Below are 21,453 nucleotides of genomic sequence, written 5' to 3'. Positions count from 1 at the left end.
AGGAGTTCCTTTCGGTTGTCTGTCTTGAAGGCCTATGTGGCGGAGGGGGTTCGGCGCAGCCTGGCCACGAGCGGGTACAGCTGGCAGCCCAGGCAGATCCCGAAAGCCGCATTCAGGAAGGCGGCGAATAGGGCGAAGGCGGTGGCGATGGTGCCGAGCAGTGGCACGCCGAAGACAAACCCAGCGACTCCCACGACGGCGAACACCAGGCCGACGAGTTGGGCAAACTTCAACGGCGGCACCGGTTCCCGTTCCGTCACCGGGCTCAGTCCGGGTGCGACGAGGCGGGCGAAGATCACTCCGTAAGGGTGCTGACGCGGGCCGCGCGCGGCGCCGATCGCGAACACCACCGCCTGCAATGCCAGCAGGACCGCGGCGGTAACGGTGCTCACCGCCGAGGCGAGTAGCACGGCGATCAGGACCGCGGTGGTCACCCATGCCGCGAACCGTGGTCCGCGAACGTCCACTTGGGTGGGCCCCGCGGCGGTCTGAGAGATGGTGGTTGACATGTAGAGACTCCTGTTGCTGATTGGGCTGGGCAGAAGCAGGCCGCGAATGGCTTGCTCGGCGAGCGGCGGCGCGGAAAGAAGACGCGGCTACTCAGCAGCTACAACAACAGCAACAACCCGCGACGCGGCACAGATCGACTGCGCGACGCTTGGTGAGCGCAAGCTCCAGGCGGGTTGACACGCCAGTCATGCTACCCAATGACCGGGCTCTCAAGCCAATAGTGGCTGCAGGGCCGACCGCAGGTCAGCCGCCTTGGGAACCCCGGAGGTCCGGTACCGCTGACGGCCACCGGCGTCGAAGATGAACGTCGTCGGCAGGGACAGCACGGAAAGCTTGCGCGCCGCAGCCGGATTGGCGTCCATGTCGATCTCCACGTGAGCTACGTCACCCAAGTCGGCGCACACCTGGTTGACGACCCGCCGCACCCCCGCGCACGGTCCGCACCACACTGCGCTGAAGTGCACGACGGTCGGGCCGGTGCGGGACAGTCCCAGATCGCTGACGTCGAGGTCGGGCGCCTCGGTGGCGTCACGCAGTACGCCGGAACGGCGGCTGTGCAGCACGCCGGCGGCGGCGGCGGCGCACAATGCCGCTGCGATGGCCACGATAGCGGTGATCAGTGCGGGGCTCATGATTGTCTGAACCCGTCCAGGCGGATCGTTACTCCCTCGGTGATGCCTTCGATGATGATGTCCGAGCCGCGTGCCCCCTCGGTGGTGGGACGCACACCGAACGGCAGCTTCTGGCCGGGCAGGGTGCCGCTGAAGGCCGCGAGCACCGCCTTCTTCTTGTCATCGGGGACCGTCTGGTCGGCGGTGCCCGGTCCGGTCTGCACGTCGGTGGCGGTGAACACCAGCGTCGTCTGGTCGTCGCCGGCCATCGACAGATCCACCGCCACGCTGACCGGCTTGGTGAGGTCGGCTTGTCGCGGTGTCCCGGTGAAGACCAGACCCTTGCTGCCGGAAATCCCCGACTCGGTGGTGCCGCCGGTGGCGTCGTTGGTCTCTTTCGACGGGGCCTCGACCATGAGGTCCTTGATGCCGATGAACCGGCCGAGGTGTCCGGAGTCGATGATGATGCGGCTCTCCAGCTTGCCGACCGGCAGGTTCGCCCCCGGTCGGATCAGCCACGACGCCTCGGTGAGGTCGATGTCATGCAGGGTTGCCTCCAGCGACGCCTTGCCGGTGACAGCGTGGCTCACGCCGTTGGCCTTGATCTCGATCTCGTCGAAATGATGCCGTCGGGCCTGCTCGATAAAAGGAAAGCCGAGGATCGCCACCGAGGGGTCGAACGACAGGCCGGCGACGCTGCGCACGGTGCGGGCCAGCCGATACTCGGCGTAGATAGTCGCCCCGAAGTCGGCGCCGACCGCCCCGACGACGACGGCCAGCACCGCCGCGCCGAGAGTGATCAGCAGCTTTCGCACCTGCATATTCTGGCCTACAGCCGCCGGGCGGCGAACCGCCGCTCGCCCCGATTAAGGCGCTGAAGCGATCAGATCGGCTAAATAGCAGGTCGCGGGTTAAAGTTAGTTGACCCATGGTCGTAACGGCCATATGTCGCCCATGAGTCTGGTAGGTCACCGCGACGGTGCTGTCGGAGATGAGCATCCAGCGAATTGGAGAGTCTGTTGGACCTGCTGCTTCTTACCGTCGACCCGCACCCGGAGTCGGTGCTGCCGTCATTGGCCCTGCTCGCGCACACGGTGCGGTCAGCGCCGACCGAGGTGTCGTCGCTGCTAGAGGCCGGCACCGCGGATGTGGCGATCGTCGACGCACGCACCGATCTGGCCGCCGCCCGTGGTCTGTGTCGACTGCTGGGCACCACCGGTACCTCGGTTCCGGTGGTCGCCGTGGTCAACGAGGGCGGCCTGGTCGCCGTCAACGTCGACTGGGGGCTGGACGAGATCCTGCTGCCCAGCACCGGCCCAGCCGAGATCGATGCCCGGCTGCGGCTGCTCGTCGGCCGCCGGGGCGGAATGGCAAGCCAGGAGAGTGCCGGCAAAGTCAGCCTCGGTGAACTGGTCATCGACGAGGGCACCTACACGGCTCGGCTGCGCGGACGGCCCCTGGACCTGACCTACAAGGAGTTCGAGCTCCTCAAGTACCTGGCCCAGCACGCGGGCCGGGTCTTCACCCGCGCGCAGTTGCTGCAGGAAGTCTGGGGCTACGACTTCTTCGGTGGCACCCGCACCGTCGACGTGCACGTGCGCCGGCTGCGGGCCAAGCTCGGGCCGGAATACGAATCGCTGATCGGCACCGTCCGCAACGTGGGTTACAAGGCTGTCCGCCCGGCCAGAGGCCGGCCTCCCGCCGCGGTTGAGCCCGAGTACCCCGAGGACGACGAAGACGGATTCGACGACGCCGAGGACGTCCTGCAGGACGGTGTGCGCTCCGGCCCGCTGTCTCAGCCGCTGCGCAGTCAGTGACGGCGGTGGCGTCATTGCAGCGACGCGCCGGCCTTACCGAGTCGGAGCAGATCCAGGTCCGTGCCCTCATCGACGCCGCCGCCCGCGCCGACGGCGTCGCCCCGGTCGGAGAGCAGGTGTTGCGCGAGTTACCGCATGCCAGGACGGGACACCTCCTGGCCGGTGACGACGCATCCGGTGTGCGCGGGTACCTCAATCTGACGCCGGGCCGCGACGGCGCCGACGCGATGGGGGAGTTGGTCGTTCACCCCGACGCGCGACGTCGTGGCCTCGGGACCGCGTTGTTGCGCGCGGCAACTGAGGAAAGTGGTGGGCGGATCCGGTTCTGGGCGCACGGCACCCGGCCGGCTGCCCAGGCGGTGGCCGAGGCGCTCGGGATGACGGTGAAGCGGGAGCTGCTCCAGATGCAGCGTTCGCTGCGCGACCTGCCCGACGTCGTGGTGCCCGACGGCATCCGGATTCGCACCTACGCAGGCCCTGTCGACGACCCGGCGCTGCTGCGGGTGAACAACGCCGCCTTCTCCTGGCATCCCGAGCAAGGTGGCTGGACGGAGTCCGACCTCGACGAGCGCCGCAATGAGGCGTGGTTCGACCCCGGCGGCTTGTTCCTGGCGTTCGACGCCGGCACCGGGGGTCTGTTGGGCTTCCACTGGACGAAGATCCACCCCGACGAATTCGGGCTGGGCGAGGTCTACGTCGTCGGGGTGGATCCGGCCGAACAGGGCCGCGGGCTCGGCCGGGTGCTCACCCTGGTCGGCGTCTCCCACCTGGCCCAGCGGCTCGGCGAGGCCGAGGAACCCGTGGTCATGCTGTACGTCGAGGCCGACAACACCGCCGCGGTCCGGACCTACGACCGACTCGGCTTTGCTGTATCGAGCACTGACACCGCGTACGGTCCCCCCTCGTCAGCGAACATTGCCACATCCCCTGCCGGTCATTAATTGGCGGCTGTTCGCAATGCGGCGTTCATGAGCCTGTTCACCCTGCGTTCATCTTCCGGGTGGCTTCCGTCCATTACCAGCGCATAACTTCCCCCGTGATGCACACGCTCCTACCGGGGCTAACAGGGCAACACTGGAGAAAGTGGGATAGGTGAATCTGAACAGGTTTGGCAAGGCGTTCTTCGCGACCGTGTCAGCCACGGCAATCACCGGGCTGACGCTCACCGCCTGCGGCAGCGACAACAACTCGGGAACGTCGTCATCGTCGAGCGCCGCCTCCGGCTCGTCGTCCAGTGCAGCGGCCGACTGCGGCGGCAAGAACGCGCTGACCGGCGAAGGCTCGACCGCACAGCAGAACGCCATCGCGGTCTTCAACCAGGTCTGGGGCCAGAAGTGCCCGGGCAAGAACCTCTCCTACAACCCGACCGGTTCCGGCGCGGGCGTCACTCAGTTCATCGCCGGGCAGGTCGACTTCGCCGGTTCGGACTCGCCGCTGTCGAAGGACCAGCCCGACGCGGCAGCCAAGCGCTGCGGCGGCAACCCGGCCTGGAACCTGCCGATGGTCTTCGGCCCGGTCGCCATGGGCTACAACGTGCCCGGCGTCGACAAGCTCGTGGTCAATGCCGATGTGCTCGCCAAGATCTTCACCGGTGCGATCACCAACTGGAACGACCCGGCCATCGCCGCCCTGAACAGCGGCACATCGCTGCCCGACCAGAAGATCACGCCGATCTACCGCTCGGATTCCTCGGGCACCACGGACAACTTCCAGAAGTACCTGTCCGCCGCTGCTCCGGAGGCCTGGACCAAGGGTGCGGGCAAGGAGTTCCAGGGCGGCGCCGGCGAAGGCGCGCAGAAGACGGCCGGCGTGGTCCAGGCTGTGCAGGCCACCCCGGGTTCGATCGGTTACGTCGAGAAGGGCTTCGCCGACCAGGCCAAGCTGGCGATGGCTCAGATCGACACCGGCAGCGGTCCGGTCGAGCTCACCGATGACTCCGCCAAGGCGGCCATCGATTCCGCGAAGTTCGCCGGCGAGGGCAACGATCTGGTGCTGGACCTGAACTCGCTGTACTCCACCAAGGCCCCGGGTGCCTACCCGCTGATGCTGGCGACCTACGAGATCGTGTGCTCGAAGGGTTACGACGCCGATACCTCCGCGGCGGTCAAGTCCTTCCTGACCGTGGCCGCCAATGACGGCCAGGCCGGACTTCCGGCCGCCGGTTATGTGCCGCTGCCTGACGCGTTCAAGAAGCGGCTGCTCACCTCTGTCGAAGCAATTTCCTAACAGCGCTGGCGAGGCAGGTCGATTGCGGTGACGATGGGGAGATCAGTGAGCGACGGGGTAGATGTGACGACACCTGATCCAGCGGGGGCCGGAGCGGGCGATTTCATCGCTGAGCCGACGCCGGAGAAGCCCGCGGTGCCCACGAAGCCGTCCGGAGCCGCGAAGGTGCGTCTCGGCGACCGGATCTTCCGTGGGCTCTCCGAGGGCTCGGGCATCCTGATCATCGCCCTCATCGCCGCGATCGGCCTGTTCCTCGTCTGGCGTGCGGTGCCCGCATTGGCGCGCAACGACGCGAACTTCTTCACCTACGGCGGGAACTGGGTCACCACCGACACCGCCCACATGCAGTTCGGGATCCTGGACCTGCTGCAGGTGACGGTGTTCGTGTCGTTGTTCGCGCTGGTGCTCGCAATGCCGGTCGCGCTGGGTATCGCGATCTTCCTGACGCAGTACGCGCCCCGGCGGGTGTCCGGGCCGCTGGGCTACATGGTCGATCTGCTGGCGGCGGTGCCGTCGATCATCTACGGCGTGTGGGGCCTGTATGTCGTTGCGCCGGTGATCAAGCCGTTGGCATTGTGGCTCAACGACAACCTCGGCTGGATCTTCCTGTTCGCCACCGGCAACGCGTCGGTGGCCGGCGGCGGCACTATCTTTACCGCCGGAATCGTGTTGGCGGTGATGATCCTTCCGATCATCACCGCGGTGACCCGCGAGGTGTTCGTCCAGACACCGCGCGGCCAGATCGAGGCCGCGCTGGCGCTGGGCGCCACCCGCTGGGAAGTGGTCAGGACCACGGTCCTGCCGTTCGGGTTGTCCGGTTACATCAGCGGAGCGATGCTCGGTCTGGGGCGTGCCCTTGGCGAGACGATCGCGCTGTTGATCATCCTGCGTGGCACGCAAAAGGCGTTCGGCTGGTCGCTGTTCGATGCGGGCTACACCTTCGCCAGCAAGATCGCCTCGGCTGCATCGGAATTCAACGACCAGTACAAGGCCGGTGCCTACATTGCCGCCGGACTGGTGCTGTTCATCCTGACCTTCGTGGTCAACTCCGCGGCACGCGCCGCGGTCGCCGGAAGGGGAGCCCGATGACCTCGACGCTGGACAGGCCCGTCAAGGCGCCCACCTTCCAGGCGGTCAGCGTGCGCCGCAAAGTGACCAACAACGCCGCCACGGTGCTGGTGACCGCATCGGTACTGGTGGCAGTCGTACCACTGATGTGGGTGCTTTATTCGGTGATCACCAAAGGCCTGAAGATCATTCTCGACGAAGGCTGGTGGTCGCACTCGCAGGCCGGGATGACGGCGTTTCAGGCGGGCGGCGGTGTCTACCACGCTCTGGTCGGCACCCTGCTGCAAGGGCTGTTCTGCGCGGTCATCTCCATCCCGGTCGGCGTATTCGTCGGCATCTACCTGGTGGAGTATGGCGGCGGCACCAAACTGGGCAAGGTCACCACGTTCATGGTGGATATCCTCACCGGTGTTCCCTCCATCGTGGCGGCATTGTTCATCTATGCGTTGTGGGTTGCCACCCTTGGCTTTCCGCGGTCCGGCTTCGCGGTCTCGCTGGCCCTGGTCCTGCTGATGATCCCGGTCATTGTGCGCTCGACCGAGGAGATGCTGCGCATCGTCCCGATGGACCTGCGGGAGGCGAGCTACGCCCTCGGTGTGCCGAAGTGGAAAACCATTGCACGCATTGTCATTCCGACCGCCCTGTCGGGCATCGTTACCGGCATCATGTTGGCGCTGGCCCGTGTGATGGGTGAGACCGCCCCGCTGCTGATCCTGGTCGGCTACTCCCAGGCGATGAACTTCGACATGTTCAGCGGCTTCATGGGGTCGCTGCCGGGCATGATGTATGACCAGACCTCGGCGGGCGCGGGGGCCAATCCGGTTCCCACCGACCGACTCTGGGGTGCGGCGCTGACCCTGATCGTGTTGATCGCGGTGCTCAACATCGGCGCCCGCTTCGTTGCCAAGTTCTTTTCCCCGAAGAAGGTTTAGGAGAGTTCGATGGCCAAGCGGCTGGATCTCAAAGATGTCAACATCTACTACGGTGCATTCCACGCCGTCGCCGACGTGTCGATGGCAGTGCCGCCGCGCAGCGTGACCGCCTTCATCGGGCCGTCCGGCTGTGGCAAGTCCACCGTGCTGCGCACCCTGAACCGCATGCACGAGGTGATTCCTGGTGCGCGTGTCGAAGGCTCGGTCCTACTCGACGGAGAGGACATCTACGGCTCCGGGGTGGATCCGGTGGGTGTGCGCAAGACCATCGGCATGGTGTTCCAGCGTCCGAACCCGTTCCCCACCATGTCGATTCGCGACAATGTGGTGGCCGGCCTGAAGCTGCAGGGCGTGCGCAACCGCAAGGTTCTCGACGAGACCTGTGAGCGTTCGCTCAAGGGCGCCAACCTGTGGAACGAGGTCAAGGACCGCCTCGACAAGCCCGGCGGCGGTCTCTCGGGCGGGCAGCAGCAGCGGCTGTGTATCGCCCGTGCCATCGCCGTGCAGCCCGACGTGCTGCTTATGGACGAGCCTTGCTCGGCGCTCGACCCGATCTCCACGCTGGCGATTGAGGATCTGATCTCCGAACTCAAGCAGGAGTTCACCATCGTCATCGTCACCCACAACATGCAGCAGGCCGCCCGCGTCAGCGATCAGACCGCGTTCTTCAACCTCGAGGCCACTGGCAAGCCAGGCAAGCTCGTCGAGATCGACGACACCGAGAAGATCTTCTCCAACCCCAGCCAGAAGGCCACCGAGGACTACATCTCCGGTCGCTTCGGGTAAGAAGCGCCGGCACCCGAAGCCGGCACACGAAAAGGGCTGCCGCGCGATCCGCGCGGCAGCCCTTTTCGTTGTCCGGAGCGATCCGGTCAGTAGGTCGGGATTCCCTCTTCGTCGGGCAGCCGCCCGGTCACCTGGAAGATCACTCGCCGGGAGATCTCCACCGCGTGGTCGGCGAAGCGCTCGTAGAACCGGCCCAGCAGCGTGACGTCCACCGCGGCGGCCACCCCGTGCTTCCATTCCCGGTCCATCAGCACCGTGAACAGGTGCCGGTGCAGGTCGTCCATCGCATCGTCTTCTTCGCGGATGCGCCGAGCCTTCTCCGGATCCCGGGAGAGCAGTACCTCCCGCGCGCTGTGGCCCAATTCGACTGCGACCCGACCCATTTCGGCGAAGTACCCGTTGACTTCCTCGGGCAGCGCGTGCTGGGGGTGGCGACGGCGGGCGATCTTGGCGACGTGCAGTGCCAGCGCCCCCATCCGGTCGACGTCGGCGACGATCTGGATGGAGCTCACGATCGCGCGCAGGTCGCCGGCCACCGGGGCCTGTAGGGCCAGCAGCACGAAGGCGGCCTCTTCGGCGTGAGCACTGGCCGTCGAGATGTGATCGTGGTCGGTGATCACCTGTTCGGCGAGCACCAAATCGGCTTGGAGCAATGCCTGAGTCGCCCGTTCCATCGCGACGCCGGCCAATCGGCACATCTCGGCGAGCTGGTTAGTCAGAGCGTCGAGCTGCTCGTGGTAAGCGGTCCGCATGCGCCCAGCCTACTTTCTGCAGGCGAGCTGGGTATGCGCCGTCTCGGTGAACGCCCGGTGAATGAAAGCAAACCGCTCACCCGCGCGGTCGCGCCTACTCGCAAGTGATGTCGGCGGCGTTGGTGACTGTCAGATCCTCGGGCAACTGGGTCGGTGTGCTGCTGGAATTGTGGCTCACGTGCACGCTGACCGCCGATCCACTCGGTGGAGGGGCGTTGACGGTGTTGAAATCCGGCCCCAGCACTACCTGTACGGTCTCGCCGAGGCCGTCGACGCGCTCCATCTGGGCGGCCGGAAACGCGGCCGCCACCGTGGCGGCGGCCTGTTCGTTGCCTGCTGAGAACATCACCGTCGTCGCCGCCACGGTGCCCGGGTAGTCGTCGGGGGCGGCCACGTTGAACCCGTGTTCGCGCAGGGCCGCGGCGGCGGTGGCGCCGAGTCCCTCCTGCCCGGTGGAGTTCGACACCTGAACGCTGATGTCCTGCGGGTCGGTCGTCACCGCGTTGACCAGTTCGGTCTGTGTGGTCTCGGTGGGCGGCTCGACCGGGCTGGGCTTGGTGGCCTGAAGCGTCTGCTTCGAGGCGGTCGCCGGGCTGGTGGTGGCGTTGGTGTCGTTCTCGCCCGGTAGCGGGTCGTCGTTGATGATGGCGTCGAACAGGGCCCGGATGTCGTCGGTGCGCGGTTCCTCGTTGCCGTCGGCGTCGGTGATTCCGGTGGTCGGCACGGTGACGAACGTGATCCGGCCGGCGTTGACGCCCTGCAGCGATTGTCCGAGTTCCACCAGGTCCTTGGTCCGGACGTTGTCGACGTAGGAGTCGTCGATGAACATGTTGACGACGTTGTTGAGCTTGCTGAGGCTGAACAGCGTGTCCTTGGAGATGATCGAGCGCAGCAGCGAGGACAGGAACAGCTGCTGGCGTTTGATCCGGCCGTAGTCGCCGTTGAGCTCGGTGGTGACCTGGCGGGCACGCACGTAGTTCAGTGCGGTGTGCCCGTCGAGGATCTGGCGGCCTGCCTTCGCCAGCACCGTGCCCAGCTCGTAGTCCTCCAGCGGCGTCGTGCTGCACACCTCGACGCCGCCGACCGCGTCGACCATCTTGGAGAAACCGGCGAAGTCGACCGCCATGAACCGGTTGATAGACAGTCCCGACATCTTCTGGATCACCTTGACCAGGCATTTTGGCCCGCCGAAGGCGTACGCCGAGTTCAGTTTGGTCTCGGTGTAGCGGTATTCGTCGCTCGATTCGCCGGTCTGCTTGTCGTAGACCGGGCCGTACTTGCCGGTGTCGGAATCCCAGGCCTGACACTTCATCGGGGTGATGGCGAGGTCACGAGGGAAGGAGACTGCGACGACGCGCTTACGGTCGGCTGGGACGTTGACCAGCATGATGGTGTCCGAACGAGCGCCTTCGGCGTCCGCGGTGGTGCCGGCACCCATCTGACCGTTGGCCCCGGTCCGGGTGTCGACACCCACGATCAGGAAGTTCTCGTCGCCGAACTGGGCGTTGGGGTCGAGGATGTCGCGCGAGTTCGGGTCCAGCGCCGCGACATTGCGCAGCAGGTCGTTCTTGGTCGACTGCCAATGCCAGGCGCCGCCGGTGAGCACCAGGGCGGACACTGCGAACACTGCGGCCGCGGACCGCCCGGCCAACAACACCGGCTTGCGGGATCGCTTCTTCTTCGGCTCCGGATCGGTCGGGGGAGCAGGGTCGGGGTCATGTTCGGCCACCAGTGGCCGGCGGGTCCGGTCCAGGGCCGCGAGGTCGGGCACTTCGTCGGCATAGGCGGCCGAGATGACGGCGACGGGTTCGGTTGGGTCCGAAGAGTTGTCGAACGAGCCAGCGGGATGTTCGTCGGGAGATCCGTCGAGAACGCTCGGTTCGGCGTTGTGGCGGGTGACTTCGGCGGGCGGCGGGGCGCCTGAGATCTTGGCGATCAGGTCGGCGACGGCCACGCCTTCGGTGTGGTTACCGGCCGGTGCCGGGGGCCGCGGGCGCCCGGCGGCCGAGGCGCGCTCCCAGGGAGCGGGAAGTGACGCGGACCGCGGGGCACGGGTGATCCGATCCCCCGGCGGGTCGGAGGCGCGGTGCTGGCCAGGGGCGGCGTTGTCGCCGTCGCTCATGTTCCAGTCGCCTCCGACTCTGGTGAGGTCTCGCGCTACGGTGCGCCTGATACTCCGGGTGCGGTTCTCTGGGCACCTGTGCCGGACCGCCGAAGACCGGCGTCCTAACCGTCCACATGTCTTCTAGCAGCAGTCGATGGGAGTCCGCCACTCCAGACGGCCCACGACAAGATCACTATCGTACTGAGACGACCCGTACGGCCGCCAGCGCGCGCTGATGTCGGGACCGTCTCGGTTCAGCCACCGGAGTGCATAACGTCGGCCCCTGCCGGGACCGTGCAGTCGTCCGGATCGTCGAGCCAGCCTTCCGGAAGCGTCACCGACGCGGCCGAGCCCTGCCGGCCGCGCGGGCCGGTGGCCGCTTCCGGGAACGGCACGTCACCGTCGAGCCGGTCGAGCAGTCTGTCGAGCTCGTCGAGGGTCTTGACCAGCGCCATCGCCCGCCGCAGGTCCGCACCGGCGGGGAAGCCGTGCAGGTACCAGGCGACGTGCTTGCGGATGTCACGCATGCCCTTGTCCTCGCCGAAGTGGTCGGCCAGCAGTCGGCCGTGGCGGCGGATGATATCGGCGACCTCCCCGAGGGTGGGCGGGGTCGGCGCGGGTGTCCCGGTGAATGCGGCAGACAGCTCGGCGAACAGCCAGGGCCGGCCCAGGCAACCGCGCCCGATGACGACTCCGTCACACTCCGTCGCGGCCATCATCGCCAGGGCGTCGCTGGCCTCGAAGATGTCACCGTTGCCGAGCACCGGAATGGTGGTGACCGTCTGCTTGAGCCGGGCGATCTGGTCCCAGTCTGCGGTGCCGGAGTAGCGCTGCGAGGCAGTGCGGGCGTGCAGCGCCACCGCGGCGGCCCCCTCCTGCTCGGCGATCCTTCCAGCGTCAAGGTGGGTGTGGTGGGCGTCGTCGATGCCGACGCGGAACTTGACCGTCACCGGCACCGAGGTGCCCTCGGTCGCACGCACGGCGGCGGCGACGATCTGGCCGAACAGGCGCCGCTTGTACGGCAGTGCCGCACCGCCGCCGCGACGGGTCACCTTGGGTACTGGACAACCGAAGTTCATGTCGATGTGGTCGGCGAGGTCCTCGGTGACGATCATCCGGGCGGCCTCGTAGGTGGTGGCCGGGTCGACGGTGTAGAGCTGCAGCGAGCGCGGCGTTTCCTGCGGCGCGAAGGTGGTCATGTGCATGGTGACCGGGTGGCGCTCGACCAGGGCGCGCGCCGTCACCATCTCGCAGACGTAGAGCCCGGACACGGTGCCGACCCGGGCCTGCTCCAATTCGCGGCACAGGGTGCGGAACGCGACGTTGGTGACACCGGCCATGGGTGCCAAGACAACCGGGCTGCGGAGGGCGAAAGGCCCGATCCGCAGCCCGGTGGCAGCCGTTGTCGTGTGGACTATGTCGCCGCCCCGGCAAGTGCCTTCGCGCTGCGCTTCTCGGCCAGCTTCGCGTCGCGCTCCAGCTTGCGTGCTTTGGCTTCCTCGAACTTGTCGCATGTCTCTTCGAGTTCTTTGATCAGGAGGGCGAGGTCGTCGCGCATGCGGGCGGCTTCACCGGTGAAGTCCTCACGCTCGAAGATCCGCCACTTCTTCAGGACCGGCATCACGACGTCGTCGAGGTGGATGCGCGGGTCGTAGACGCCGCCCATCGCGATGATGACGGCCTTACGGCGGAAGTCGGGAACCGTGTAGCCAGGCATCTTGAAGTTGCGCAGCACGCGGTGCAGGGAGTGCATCGCCTGGTTCGGGGCGACGGCGAAGCCAGCCTCACTGACGTCGCGGTAGAAGATCATGTGCAGGTTCTCGTCGTTGGAGATCCTGGCCAGCAGCTGCTCGGCCACCGGGTCGTTGCAGGCCTTGCCGGTGTTGCGGTGCGACACCCGGGTGGCGAGCTCTTGAAAGCTGACGTACATGACCGAGTCGAACAGGCTCTCGGCGAACAGGTCGCCCTGCTGGTTCTGGCCGGGGGAGAACCCGCGCGTCATCTGCTCCATCCGCAGCTCCTCGAGCTCGATGGGATCGCAGTTGCGGGTGACTACCAGGTAGTCGCGGATCGAGATGCCGTGCCGGTTCTCCTCGGCGGTCCACCGGTTCACCCAGTAACCCCACGGCCCGTCCATGGAGAAGTTCATGGCGATCTCGCGGTGGTAGGCGGGCAAGTTGTCCTCGGTGAGGAGGTTCTGCACCAGCGCCGTGCGCGCGACCTCGGAGAGCTTCGACTGCTCCGGATCCCAGTCCTGGCCGCCGAGAGCGTAGAAGTTTCTGCCGTCCGACCACGGGATGTAGTCGTGCGGATTCCAGTCTTTCATCATCGTCATGTGGCGGTTTATGAGCTTCTCCGCCACCGGTTCCAGCTCACGTAGCAGATCGAGGTCGGTCAGGTCTTTCGACATGAACCCTCCAGTTATATGTTCCTAGTGGTAGCAGTCAATATATCTGTGTATCCCGGTGACATTCAAGTTCCACGTAGTGGGCGAGTCGTTCGGGCGCGCACGACAGGCGTAGCCGATAGGCTTCCGATCTGTCAGGTGGGGACGGTTCCGGCCGTCGGGTTGGGGAAAACCGTCGGGTTGGGGGAAAAATGAGCCGTCGCGCTCAGATAACTGTCAGTGCATTCGCGGCCGTCGCCGTGGTGTCGGGCACGTTCGGCACCGCCATCGCAAATGCCAAGGGGCCCAACTTGTCTGGGCAGACCTATGCGAGTGCGGCGGCAAGGATCCAGAGCTGGGGGTCCAAGGCCGTCATCTCCTCGGTGATGGGCGGTCAGCTCGCCATCGACGACTGCATCGTGACCGGGTCGAACAAGGCGACTTTTCTCAACGCGAGCGGCCGGAAGCAGGACTCGGCGATCCTATTGGATCTAAACTGCGCCGCCCCGCTGGCCGGCCCGGGCAAGCCCGGGAACTCGGCCGCGAGCCCGCAGGGGCGCAAGGTAAAGAAGGAACTTAAGTCGCTGGCCTGGTACAACAAGGATCCGCAGCACTGCGACAGCAGCATGACGTGGTGCCAGACGTTGTGCGACAAATATCCCGACAGCTGCTCGGTGGAGTTGCAGCAATACATCGGCGCCGGTTAGCGCCAGGGGTCCGCGCGTCTGGCCGCTGGCAGCGGGCGGAGACCGGGTGGACGGGCGCACTGCGCGGCGCGCATCACTGGAGTACGATTTGCGGACTAGCGTCACCAGCGTTTGGTACGCAAACGCACAGGTATTCCACATGTCCGGAGGTCGTAAGTCGTGAAGAAGGCTTTTGTGATCGGCATCGGTGCCGTCGGCGCCGCGACGGCGTCGTTCGCGATGTTCGGCTCGGGCGTGGCGGCAGCAGTCAACGAGTACGCGGGCATGACTTACGCCGACGCCGCCCAGGCGATCAGTGACTCCGGCCAATCGGCGACTGTCGCTACCAAGGTGGGCAGCTTCCTGCCGACCGACCAGTGCACGGTGACCGGATCGCGTTCCGCCGACTTCCTGGATTCCAGCGGGACGAGCGCCGGCGGCCGAGTGCTGCTGTACCTGAACTGCAACAACAGCTTTGCGGCCGCGGGGGTGCCGGGCAACAGCGTCGGCAGCCCGGAGGGTCGGCAGGCCTACTCGGATTACCAGGAGAAGTTGGCCGAGCAGCAGGCCGCGGCCGCGGAGAGTTCCTCTGACGAGCTGCTGCAGACCGGCAACGTCCCGGGTGAGGCCGGTCAGGTCGCCGGCGGGTAGCTCGCCGCTCGGGACAGCAGCAGGTCTACGCAGTAGTCGATGAACTGCTCGCGGGAGACGCTGAGTCGTCCGTCGAGATAAGCGGTGAACAGTGCCGTCAACGCGCCGATCAGGCCCGTCGCAACCATCTTCTGCATCGCCTGGTCGTTGATGGTGGTCAGTTTTTGTTGCAAGAGGTCGATGAAGGTCGGCATCCATTGCGCCCCGGAGTGAACCAGTACCGGCTCGCCCTCGGGGGCCAGTAGCAGCACCCGCCCGCGGACCGGATCGTCGACCATCAACGCGACGAACTTCTCGACCGCTTCGCGCGGGGTTGCCGCGGCCATGAGCGCCGTCATCGCGCGGGCGCAGACGTCGTCGTACACGGCGCGGACGAAGTCGTCGCGGTCCGAGAAGCTCTCGTAGAAGTACCGTTCGGTCAAGCCCGCCTCGCGGCACGCCGCCCGTACGGTCAGCGCCGGGCCGCCCGAGCCCCCGAGTAGGCCGACCCCCGCGGCGATGAATTCGTCGCGTCGCAGCGCCTGACGGTCCCGCAGTGGCACGCCGGACCAGCGGCCCCGTCGTTGACCGGAGGTCACATCGCTCCTAAGCTCATGGTGACAACGCATGTAGTCAAATTGTCCCAAACCCTTGGGAAGGTTCATCAATTGAGTCAAGATACGTCGCCGTCGTGCCCTGCCACCAGCGACAGCCCGCAGTCTGAGTCCGGTTGCCCGGTGACCGGCGGAGGTTACGACGCCCCGCCTACCGTCCTCGGTCCCGATTCTTTGACGTGGAAGTACTTCGGTGATTGGCGTGGACTGCTACAGGGCCCGTGGGCCGGCTCGATGCAGAACATGCACCCTCAGCTGGGCGCCGCGGTCGAGCAGCACTCGATCTTCTTCGTCGAACGGCTGCCCCGCCTGCTGCGCTCGCTGTACCCAATTGGCGGCGTTGTCTTCGACGGCGACCGCGCGCCGGCGACCGGCGCCGAGGTGCGCGACTACCACATCCCCATCAAAGGTGTGGATGCGCAAGGCCGCCGCTACAGCGCGCTCAACCCGGACGTCTTCTACTGGGCACACGCGACGTTCTTCATGGGGACCATCCTGACCGCCGAGCACTTCGGAGGCGGTCTCACCGAGGTGCAGAAACGCCAGTTGTTCGACGAACACATCACCTGGTACCGGATGTACGGCATGAGCATGCGCCCGGTGCCGGCGTCCTGGGAGGAATTCCAGATCTACTGGGACCGCATGTGTCGCAACGTCCTGGAAAACAACTGGGCCACCCGCCAGGTGCTCGACCTGTCGACGATGCCCAAACATCCGTCACTGCAGTGGGTTCCGGATGCTGTGTGGGCGATGTACCTGAAGGTGCTCGGGCCGTTCGCGGTCTGGGTGACTGTGGGCCTCTATGACCAACCGGTTCGCGAGCTGATGGGGTACTCGTGGTCCAAGCGTGACGAGCGGCTACATCGGCTGTTCGGCCGGGCGGTGAACATCGCATTCAAGCTGGTGCCGGCGCGGCGCCGAATGCACCCGCGGGCCCGTGCCGGCTGGGACCGGGCGAGGGGGCGGATTCCCGCCGACGCACCCTTGTTGCACACCCCCGCCCGGAATCTGCCGCCGATCAGCGAGCGTGACAATGGAATCCACTATCTGGGCGCCAGCTGCCCGGTGCGGAGTGACACGGCCGGCTGAACCGCAGCGGTCAGTTGGTCTCTTTCGCCACGCAACCCCAACACATCACGGCATACGAGGCGGCGAACGCAATGTTGTCGATGTCCTCGTCGGTGCCGCCGAGGGCCCGCACCTGTTCGGCGATCGCGTGCCGGATCACATCGGTTGACGTGAGCAGTGGGTGACTCATGAGCACTCCTGGGACGCGCGTAGTTCGGGTCTCGCCGTTCGCCGATGCGTTAACTGAGCATTACCCATGTCCATCGTCGTCCATACCCCAGCTAACCGTGTCGTTATGGAACTTTTACTCAGCACGTCGCAACACCGCCGGAATCGTGAGGGCCAGAATTTTCAGGTCAAGGGCGAGTGACCAGTTTTCGATGTAGTAGTTGTCCCACTCGGCGCGGTCGGCGATCGAGGTCTGACCGCGCAAACCATGAACCTGTGCCCAGCCCGTGACACCGGCCTTCACTCTGTGCCGCTCGCCGTAGCGTTTGATCTGTGCCTCGAACAATTCGACGAATTCCGGCCGCTCCGGGCGGGGGCCGACCAGGCTCATCTGTCCGCGCAACACATTGATGAACTGGGGCAGTTCGTCGAGTGACGTCGCGCGCAGGATCTTGCCGATACCGGTTCGGCGATCGACCCCCTCGACGCCGCCGGGCGCCGCACCGATCTTGAGCTGGAAGTCGGCATCGGCGGGCCGTGGCGCGCGCATCGTGCGGAACTTCAGGCAGTCGAACACTTTTCCGTCGCGCCCAACTCTGCGCTGGCGGAAGAAGACCGGTCCTGGCGAGCTCAGTTTGACCAATAGTGCCAACGTCACGAAAACCGGTGAAATCAGCAGTAGCAGCAGGCTGGAGGCGACCCGGTCGAAGATGTGTTTGACGCTGAACTGCCAGCCCCGCGGATCGGTGTGGGGCAGTGCCAGTAGCGGCAGGCCGCCCACATGCTCCACTCGGACTCGCTCGCCGATGACGTCGAACATCCGTGGGACCACCCACACCCGAAGGCCGTTGCGGTGAGCGGCCCGCACCACCGGGGTCAGCACCTCGTCCTGGGTGCGGGAGAAAGCGATGACGAGGCCCTCGGCGCGGGTCTCGCGGATCACGTCGTCGATGTTGTCCGGCGGCCCCAGATAGGGCAGGGATGGACGCGGGTCACCCGGATAGCCGAACCATGGCTCGGCGTCGACGATTCCGACCGGGACGAGGCCGTGTTCGGGAAACGCCTCGAGGCGGTTGATGATCTGGCCGGCCACGCGTCCGTTGCCGACGATGATGGTCGGCGACACCAGGTGATGGCGACGGCGCAGGCTGCGTTGAACGGTCGCGCGGATCAGCCGGCCCAGCGGCATGAAGATAGCGGCGCAGATCCAGATCTTGAACACCACGGCCCCGGGCTGCCAGGGCACGTCGCGTGCCAGCATCGCGCTGAGCAGGAACATGCACGCCAGCGCGACCGTCGTCTCGAGGGGCCCGATCTCGTCGAGGAACTTGCGATTGAGCCGACGGTGATAGACCGACCGCATGCCGAGCATGGCGATGACCACCGGAACGAAGGTGACAGCCATCCAGATGGGCGGGATTACCTGGTCGGTCCGTAACGCCCACCACGCCCCCGCGACCGTGGCGACCGAGGCCGACAGGACGTCGATGGACACCGTAATGATGGTGCTCAACGGATCCGTGCGGACGAGTTCGGCAAAGGTCTTGCGGTGACTGGGCGGTTTGTCGCCGCCCACCGGTCGTGGCGGCGTGTTCTCGACGTGAAGTATCCGGATCGCCACGTCGGCTCACGTCACCCACAGAAACACGAGCAGGACGCTACCCGATTTCGTAATGTGCGGAGGTGTCAAAAACTCGGAAAGTCGAAAACTGGCGAAGATTACCATCGGCGTCGCTGTTGTCCGGCCGGTTTCACCGAGATCCGGCGAACAGACGCCGGGCGGCGACCTCGGCGAGGTCGACAAGAATCTGCACTTGACCGCTCGACCAGCGCCGGGGCTGTACATCCCACGTGCACAGGGTGGCGACGACGAAGCCGTTCGGGTCCAATAGCGGGACCCCGGCGTAGGCGATCACGCCGCCGTCTTTGACGGCAGGGTGATCCGAGAGCAACGGATGCGAGCGCGTGTCGTCGACGACCAACGCCTCCCGACTGGCGACCGTGTACTTACAGATCGACATCCCCAGCGGCCGGACTCGGGGAATGCCGCCGTCCTCCGCGTAGCAACCGGCGAGGACCTGTCGGTCTGGGTAGACCACCGAGACTGCCGCGTGCTTGGTGCCGAGCGCCTCGGCGGTTAGGGCTGCGATCGTGTCCAGTGTTGTGCTGCGGCTGTCTTCGAAATTGCCGATCCGCTTGAGTGCATCGAGCCGGCCGGGGTCGCTGACGGCGTCTTCGACGATCGAGTCGATGGCGCTGAGTTCACCGGAGAGCTGGTCGACAACTGCTCGCACGGTCTGGTCGGGATCGGATCCGGCCAGTCTGGCGATCACATTCCGGCCGGTGTTGCGGTCGACCCCGCGCCAGGGACCCTGTCCAGGGTTCTCCGCTGGTCGCGGCGTCGTCTCACTCACGTCGTTAACGATAAGGCACGCCCCCACGACCACGCGCGAAACGACCAGTTCGCCGGTGGTGTTACCCGGCAGAACCGGGCGAAGTGCCCCCACCAGGGCTCGAACCTGGGACCTGCGGATTAAAAGTCCGTAGCTCTACCGACTGAGCTATAGGGGCGCGTCGGACAGAATACTGCCTCTGCGACGACCGCTGGTTTTGGGATTGGGGCCGTGGTGTCCTAAGCTAACGACGCTCCAGCGTTCACTCGTTGTGAGTACCCCGAAGAGATTCGGCCGGGCCCCCATCGTCTAGTGGCCTAGGACGCCGCCCTTTCACGGCGGTAGCACGGGTTCGAATCCCGTTGGGGGTACGCACGACACCGAAAGGTGGAGCAAGTCAAGGCCCTGTGGCGCAGTTGGTTAGCGCGCCGCCCTGTCACGGCGGAGGTCGCGGGTTCGAGTCCCGTCAGGGTCGCAATTTTTGCGGTGAGGCACTCTCGGTTGGATTGAACACAGTGCCTTCCGGCCAGGTAGCTCAGTTGGTACGAGCGTCCGCCTGAAAAGCGGAAGGTCGCCGGTTCGATCCCGGCCCTGGCCACCATTCTTTACCTGCATCGACACGGGTCTTGCACTCGGTTGTCAGTTTGATTAGTCCGGTTCTTGTCCGGTCTTCGGTATGTGAATCTCGGTCGCGTGAAGCTGATCGAGGTTCGTCGCGACCTGGTCCAGCTCGTCGGCGTAGAGGTCGCTGTAGATGTTCGCGGTCACGGTCGGCGTGGAGTGACCCATGGTCTTCTGGACATATCTGAGGTCGGCGCCGGATTTGCGGGCCAGGCTGGCATAGGTGTGGCGCAGATCATGGATGGTCAGCGGGGCCAGCTCTGTCTTCTTGAGGGCCTTGTTCCAGTGGGTGTGCCGACGCCAGTTGTTGGAACGCAGCATCGCGCCATTGGGTGACGTGACGGCTGGCTCGTCGGGTTCCCGACCGCCGATCCGCGTTTTGAGGATGTCGACGACGACTTGGGGGAGCGGGACGGTGCGGATACCGGCTCGGGTCTTGGGCGGCCCGATGACGATGCGGCCTTCGACTTCGGGTGCGGCCCGTCGGACGTAAAGGCGGCGGGCGGTCAGGTCGATGTCCTTGACCCGGAGGCCAACGAGTTCGGACCAGCGCAGGCCGGTGTAGGCCAGGATGATTACGACATCGCCCTGATCGCCGCAGGCCGTCGCGAGCATCTGGACCTCCTGAGCGGTCAGGTATCGGTGACGCTCCCGCTCGGGAATGCGGCCGGCTGAGACGCCGAGGGCCGGATTGCGGTGGATCCGGCCGTCCTGGTGTGCGACGTCGAGAATCGACCGCAGGAGACGCAGCGTCGACACCTTCGCCCACGGGCCGACTGTCAGTCGGTCAACGAACGCCTGAACGTCGGCGCGGGTGATCTCGTCGACCGGCACATGCCCGAACCGCGGCTTGATCCGCAATTCCCAATGCTGGGTGTAGCCACTCCAGGTCTTCGGTGAGACCGCCGGCTTCTTGGAGTCGGAGAACTGCGTCCAGATCCGGGTTAGCGGTGTTCGGCCCAGGCGAGGATCGAACCGCCGTGCGCCGAGCGCCGCCTCGTTGTCTCGTTCGGACTTGAAGGCCTTCGCCTCGCGCAGCGTCGGGAACGTCGCGGACGTTTCGACCCAGCCGGACGGGGCGTCGGGGTCCCGGATCAGGTAGCGGACTTGGTAGCGGGGCTCCCCGGCGGCGTTCAGCCGTTTACGGATGCCGCGCGGAGTGTTGCCGGCCATTACCGACGCACCTGCTTGAGCCAGGACCGGACTTCGGCAGCATCCCAGCGACGGACCCGTTCCGAGAGGGTGTAGCAGGGCGGTCCGATCTGCTCGCCCGTCGTTTCGCGGAGTGCCGCCCAGCGGTTGAGCGTCGCGGCAGAAACCCCGAGTAGCTCGGCAACCTGGTCGGCGGTGAGTAGTAAGGGAAAATTGGCCAGCGTTGGTGAGCCCCACTCGACCATCTTCGATTCCATCGTGATGCTCACTTCGCGGCCGCGCCATAGCGGGCGGAGAGTTGGCGAATCAGCGGGTCGGGCCAGTAGTCAGCTCGCACGCGCAGAGTTGATCCGTCCTTGTCGACTACGTATCCGGTTCCAGGGTCATGCCGATTGATCCAGTGGGCGGGTGCTGCGTCCGCCCGGCCGTCGCCGAGCACTAATGCAACTTCAGTGCGGGATTGCAGCCGCAGGGCGATGGTTTGGGTAAATAGGTCACGCATCGACACGATCTCTTTACGTGGGTCCTGTGTGAACGCGGCGACCACAACACCAACAGCGCGGCCCTTGCTGAGGATCACGGACAGGGAGTTTTCGATTTGTTTCCTAAGCCGCGCGTCGCGCACATACCCCGTCAGGCAACCTAGCTCGTCAATCAGCAAGACGATCAGCGGCTCTGTCGTGCTCGCTGTGTGAGAGCGGGCACGCCCCGCCATCCGGCGGCCGCGGGCAGCGCTGATCTTCTCAACGTCCTGTAGATGTCAACGGCAACCGAATTCTGATCAGTTGTCGGCGAGTGAATTTTGACCAGCTGGGTTCATTGTTCGTCGGCCGTGACGGTGGGGACGCGGCCGAGGTCTCGGTCTTTGATGCGGTAGCTGTCTCCTTTGAGTGCGATGACTTCGGCGTGGTGCACGAGGCGGTCGATCA

At 65.8% G+C, this 21,453-nt stretch carries 25 protein-coding genes and 4 tRNA genes; 12 read left to right on the top strand and 17 right to left on the bottom strand.

Translation table 11 applies throughout. The annotated features are described in order from the left end of the window. Positions 1–32 precede the first annotated feature (32 nt). From ACXDF8_RS08130 to lmeA, 4 genes are all read right to left on the bottom strand, one after another. A complete protein-coding gene (locus tag ACXDF8_RS08130) occupies positions 33–509 on the bottom strand; it encodes a DUF4395 domain-containing protein (RefSeq protein ID WP_457222743.1) in 477 nt (158 codons plus the stop codon). A 91-nt stretch (positions 510–600) separates the two neighbouring features. Beyond that, the gene (locus tag ACXDF8_RS08125; RefSeq protein ID WP_457222742.1) at positions 601–699 is read right to left on the bottom strand and encodes an Ms5788A family Cys-rich leader peptide; all 99 of its coding nucleotides are present in this window, start codon (positions 697–699) and stop codon (positions 601–603) included. A gap of 20 nt (positions 700–719) precedes the next feature. Then, complete coding sequence (locus ACXDF8_RS08120; protein WP_457222741.1) at positions 720–1,142, bottom strand: TlpA family protein disulfide reductase; 423 nt, start codon at positions 1,140–1,142, stop codon at positions 720–722. Next, the gene (gene lmeA, locus ACXDF8_RS08115; RefSeq protein WP_457222740.1) at positions 1,139–1,942 is read right to left on the bottom strand and encodes a mannan chain length control protein LmeA; all 804 of its coding nucleotides are present in this window, start codon (positions 1,940–1,942) and stop codon (positions 1,139–1,141) included. The genes ACXDF8_RS08120 and lmeA overlap by 4 nt, the downstream gene beginning before the upstream one ends. Before the next feature lie 198 nt (positions 1,943–2,140). Here lmeA and ACXDF8_RS08110 point away from each other — a divergent pair, with 198 nt between their 5' ends. From ACXDF8_RS08110 to pstB, 6 genes are all read left to right on the top strand, one after another. Continuing rightward, on the top strand, positions 2,141–2,938 hold the full coding sequence (locus tag ACXDF8_RS08110; protein ID WP_457223043.1) for a winged helix-turn-helix transcriptional regulator: 798 nt from the start codon (positions 2,141–2,143) through the stop codon (positions 2,936–2,938). A 5-nt stretch (positions 2,939–2,943) separates the two neighbouring features. Beyond that, positions 2,944–3,879, top strand: a complete 936-nt coding sequence (mshD, locus tag ACXDF8_RS08105) for a mycothiol synthase (RefSeq protein WP_457222739.1) — start codon at positions 2,944–2,946, stop codon at positions 3,877–3,879. A 151-nt stretch (positions 3,880–4,030) separates the two neighbouring features. Then, positions 4,031–5,164, top strand: a complete 1,134-nt coding sequence (pstS, locus tag ACXDF8_RS08100) for a phosphate ABC transporter substrate-binding protein PstS (RefSeq protein WP_457222738.1) — start codon at positions 4,031–4,033, stop codon at positions 5,162–5,164. A gap of 33 nt (positions 5,165–5,197) precedes the next feature. After that, positions 5,198–6,253 carry a phosphate ABC transporter permease subunit PstC gene (pstC, locus tag ACXDF8_RS08095; RefSeq protein ID WP_457222737.1) on the top strand — a complete coding sequence of 352 codons (1,056 nt, stop codon included), beginning with the start codon at positions 5,198–5,200 and terminating at the stop codon, positions 6,251–6,253. Beyond that, positions 6,250–7,164, top strand: a complete 915-nt coding sequence (gene pstA / locus ACXDF8_RS08090; RefSeq protein WP_457222736.1) for a phosphate ABC transporter permease PstA — start codon at positions 6,250–6,252, stop codon at positions 7,162–7,164. Before pstC ends, pstA begins: the two co-directional genes overlap by 4 nt. Before the next feature lie 9 nt (positions 7,165–7,173). Then, positions 7,174–7,950 (top strand): phosphate ABC transporter ATP-binding protein PstB, encoded by a 777-nt coding sequence (gene pstB, locus ACXDF8_RS08085; RefSeq protein ID WP_457222735.1) that lies wholly within the window; start codon positions 7,174–7,176, stop codon positions 7,948–7,950. An 86-nt stretch (positions 7,951–8,036) separates the two neighbouring features. Here the strand turns inward: pstB and phoU are convergent, their stop codons facing one another. The 4 genes from phoU to ACXDF8_RS08065 all read right to left on the bottom strand — a co-directional run bounded on the left by phoU (position 8,037) and on the right by ACXDF8_RS08065 (position 13,216). Continuing rightward, on the bottom strand, positions 8,037–8,702 hold the full coding sequence (gene phoU, locus ACXDF8_RS08080; RefSeq protein WP_457222734.1) for a phosphate signaling complex protein PhoU: 666 nt from the start codon (positions 8,700–8,702) through the stop codon (positions 8,037–8,039). A gap of 94 nt (positions 8,703–8,796) precedes the next feature. Beyond that, positions 8,797–10,824: an LCP family protein gene (locus tag ACXDF8_RS08075; protein ID WP_457222733.1), complete on the bottom strand. Its 2,028-nt coding sequence runs from the start codon at positions 10,822–10,824 to the stop codon at positions 8,797–8,799. Positions 10,825–11,060: 236 nt separating this feature from the next. Next, positions 11,061–12,194 carry a tRNA dihydrouridine synthase DusB gene (gene dusB, locus ACXDF8_RS08070; RefSeq protein WP_457223042.1) on the bottom strand — a complete coding sequence of 378 codons (1,134 nt, stop codon included), beginning with the start codon at positions 12,192–12,194 and terminating at the stop codon, positions 11,061–11,063. Positions 12,195–12,220: 26 nt separating this feature from the next. Next, positions 12,221–13,216 (bottom strand): acyl-ACP desaturase, encoded by a 996-nt coding sequence (locus tag ACXDF8_RS08065; protein WP_457222732.1) that lies wholly within the window; start codon positions 13,214–13,216, stop codon positions 12,221–12,223. Positions 13,217–13,404: 188 nt separating this feature from the next. Here ACXDF8_RS08065 and ACXDF8_RS08060 point away from each other — a divergent pair, with 188 nt between their 5' ends. Together ACXDF8_RS08060 and ACXDF8_RS08055 are read left to right on the top strand one after the other, a co-directional pair. Next, positions 13,405–13,899, top strand: a complete 495-nt coding sequence (locus ACXDF8_RS08060; RefSeq protein WP_457222731.1) for a hypothetical protein — start codon at positions 13,405–13,407, stop codon at positions 13,897–13,899. A 159-nt stretch (positions 13,900–14,058) separates the two neighbouring features. Then, positions 14,059–14,529: a hypothetical protein gene (locus tag ACXDF8_RS08055; RefSeq protein WP_457222730.1), complete on the top strand. Its 471-nt coding sequence runs from the start codon at positions 14,059–14,061 to the stop codon at positions 14,527–14,529. Here ACXDF8_RS08055 and ACXDF8_RS08050 read toward each other — a convergent pair. Further along, positions 14,511–15,107, bottom strand: a complete 597-nt coding sequence (locus ACXDF8_RS08050; RefSeq protein WP_457222729.1) for a TetR/AcrR family transcriptional regulator — start codon at positions 15,105–15,107, stop codon at positions 14,511–14,513. The two genes, ACXDF8_RS08055 and ACXDF8_RS08050, sit on opposite strands and share 19 nt — an antisense overlap. A 69-nt stretch (positions 15,108–15,176) precedes the next feature. Here ACXDF8_RS08050 and ACXDF8_RS08045 point away from each other — a divergent pair, with 69 nt between their 5' ends. Then, positions 15,177–16,211, top strand: coding sequence for an oxygenase MpaB family protein (locus tag ACXDF8_RS08045; protein ID WP_457222728.1), 1,035 nt, complete (start codon positions 15,177–15,179; stop codon positions 16,209–16,211). Positions 16,212–16,221: 10 nt separating this feature from the next. Here ACXDF8_RS08045 and ACXDF8_RS08040 read toward each other — a convergent pair whose 3' ends face one another. The 4 genes from ACXDF8_RS08040 to ACXDF8_RS08025 all read right to left on the bottom strand — a co-directional run bounded on the left by ACXDF8_RS08040 (position 16,222) and on the right by ACXDF8_RS08025 (position 18,929). Further along, positions 16,222–16,380, bottom strand: coding sequence for a hypothetical protein (locus ACXDF8_RS08040; RefSeq protein ID WP_457222727.1), 159 nt, complete (start codon positions 16,378–16,380; stop codon positions 16,222–16,224). Positions 16,381–16,494: 114 nt separating this feature from the next. Beyond that, positions 16,495–17,979, bottom strand: coding sequence for a sugar transferase (locus ACXDF8_RS08035; protein WP_457222726.1), 1,485 nt, complete (start codon positions 17,977–17,979; stop codon positions 16,495–16,497). Positions 17,980–18,109: 130 nt separating this feature from the next. Beyond that, positions 18,110–18,772 carry a GAF domain-containing protein gene (locus ACXDF8_RS08030; RefSeq protein ID WP_457222725.1) on the bottom strand — a complete coding sequence of 221 codons (663 nt, stop codon included), beginning with the start codon at positions 18,770–18,772 and terminating at the stop codon, positions 18,110–18,112. Between the two features lie 84 nt (positions 18,773–18,856). After that, positions 18,857–18,929: transfer RNA gene (locus tag ACXDF8_RS08025), tRNA-Lys, on the bottom strand. A 120-nt stretch (positions 18,930–19,049) separates the two neighbouring features. Here ACXDF8_RS08025 and ACXDF8_RS08020 point away from each other — a divergent pair. The 3 genes from ACXDF8_RS08020 (at position 19,050) to ACXDF8_RS08010 (ending at position 19,352) form a co-directional block, all read left to right on the top strand. Next, positions 19,050–19,122 (top strand) — tRNA-Glu (locus tag ACXDF8_RS08020). 30 nt (positions 19,123–19,152) lie between these two features. Further along, positions 19,153–19,226 (top strand) — tRNA-Asp (locus ACXDF8_RS08015). 49 nt (positions 19,227–19,275) lie between these two features. Beyond that, a tRNA-Phe gene (locus ACXDF8_RS08010) sits at positions 19,276–19,352 on the top strand. A gap of 47 nt (positions 19,353–19,399) precedes the next feature. Here ACXDF8_RS08010 and ACXDF8_RS08005 read toward each other — a convergent pair. From ACXDF8_RS08005 to ACXDF8_RS07990, 4 genes are all read right to left on the bottom strand, one after another. Continuing rightward, positions 19,400–20,545, bottom strand: a complete 1,146-nt coding sequence (locus ACXDF8_RS08005) for a tyrosine-type recombinase/integrase (protein ID WP_457222724.1) — start codon at positions 20,543–20,545, stop codon at positions 19,400–19,402. Then, on the bottom strand, positions 20,545–20,781 hold the full coding sequence (locus ACXDF8_RS08000) for a helix-turn-helix transcriptional regulator (protein ID WP_457222723.1): 237 nt from the start codon (positions 20,779–20,781) through the stop codon (positions 20,545–20,547). Before ACXDF8_RS08000 ends, ACXDF8_RS08005 begins: the two co-directional genes overlap by 1 nt. Positions 20,782–20,789: 8 nt before the next feature. Next, entirely contained in the window at positions 20,790–21,185 is a 396-nt protein-coding gene (locus tag ACXDF8_RS07995; RefSeq protein WP_457222722.1) for a hypothetical protein, read from the bottom strand. 155 nt (positions 21,186–21,340) lie between these two features. Further along, positions 21,341–21,453, bottom strand: a 113-nt coding sequence (locus ACXDF8_RS07990; RefSeq protein WP_457222061.1) for an ATP-binding protein, incomplete at its 5' end; no start/stop codon positions are given.

Source organism: Mycolicibacterium sp. CBM1, assembly GCF_054073305.1.
This window is presented reverse-complemented; position numbering and strand designations above follow the sequence as displayed.

What these genes read in the sequence shown, in the direction of transcription:
- ACXDF8_RS08130 (WP_457222743.1), bottom strand. Translation starts at nt 509, where the DNA reads ATGTCAACCACCATCTCTCAGACCGCCGCGGGGCCCACCCAAGTGGAC.
- ACXDF8_RS08125 (WP_457222742.1), bottom strand. Translation starts at nt 699, where the DNA reads ATGACTGGCGTGTCAACCCGCCTGGAGCTTGCGCTCACCAAGCGTCGC.
- ACXDF8_RS08120 (WP_457222741.1), bottom strand. Translation starts at nt 1,142, where the DNA reads ATGAGCCCCGCACTGATCACCGCTATCGTGGCCATCGCAGCGGCATTG.
- lmeA (WP_457222740.1), bottom strand. Translation starts at nt 1,942, where the DNA reads ATGCAGGTGCGAAAGCTGCTGATCACTCTCGGCGCGGCGGTGCTGGCC.
- pstC (WP_457222737.1), top strand. Translation starts at nt 5,198, where the DNA reads ATGGGGAGATCAGTGAGCGACGGGGTAGATGTGACGACACCTGATCCA.
- pstA (WP_457222736.1), top strand. Translation starts at nt 6,250, where the DNA reads ATGACCTCGACGCTGGACAGGCCCGTCAAGGCGCCCACCTTCCAGGCG.
- pstB (WP_457222735.1), top strand. Translation starts at nt 7,174, where the DNA reads ATGGCCAAGCGGCTGGATCTCAAAGATGTCAACATCTACTACGGTGCA.
- phoU (WP_457222734.1), bottom strand. Translation starts at nt 8,702, where the DNA reads ATGCGGACCGCTTACCACGAGCAGCTCGACGCTCTGACTAACCAGCTC.
- ACXDF8_RS08075 (WP_457222733.1), bottom strand. Translation starts at nt 10,824, where the DNA reads ATGAGCGACGGCGACAACGCCGCCCCTGGCCAGCACCGCGCCTCCGAC.
- ACXDF8_RS08065 (WP_457222732.1), bottom strand. Translation starts at nt 13,216, where the DNA reads ATGTCGAAAGACCTGACCGACCTCGATCTGCTACGTGAGCTGGAACCG.
- ACXDF8_RS08060 (WP_457222731.1), top strand. Translation starts at nt 13,405, where the DNA reads ATGAGCCGTCGCGCTCAGATAACTGTCAGTGCATTCGCGGCCGTCGCC.
- ACXDF8_RS08040 (WP_457222727.1), bottom strand. Translation starts at nt 16,380, where the DNA reads ATGAGTCACCCACTGCTCACGTCAACCGATGTGATCCGGCACGCGATC.
- ACXDF8_RS08005 (WP_457222724.1), bottom strand. Translation starts at nt 20,545, where the DNA reads ATGGCCGGCAACACTCCGCGCGGCATCCGTAAACGGCTGAACGCCGCC.
- ACXDF8_RS08000 (WP_457222723.1), bottom strand. Translation starts at nt 20,781, where the DNA reads ATGGAATCGAAGATGGTCGAGTGGGGCTCACCAACGCTGGCCAATTTT.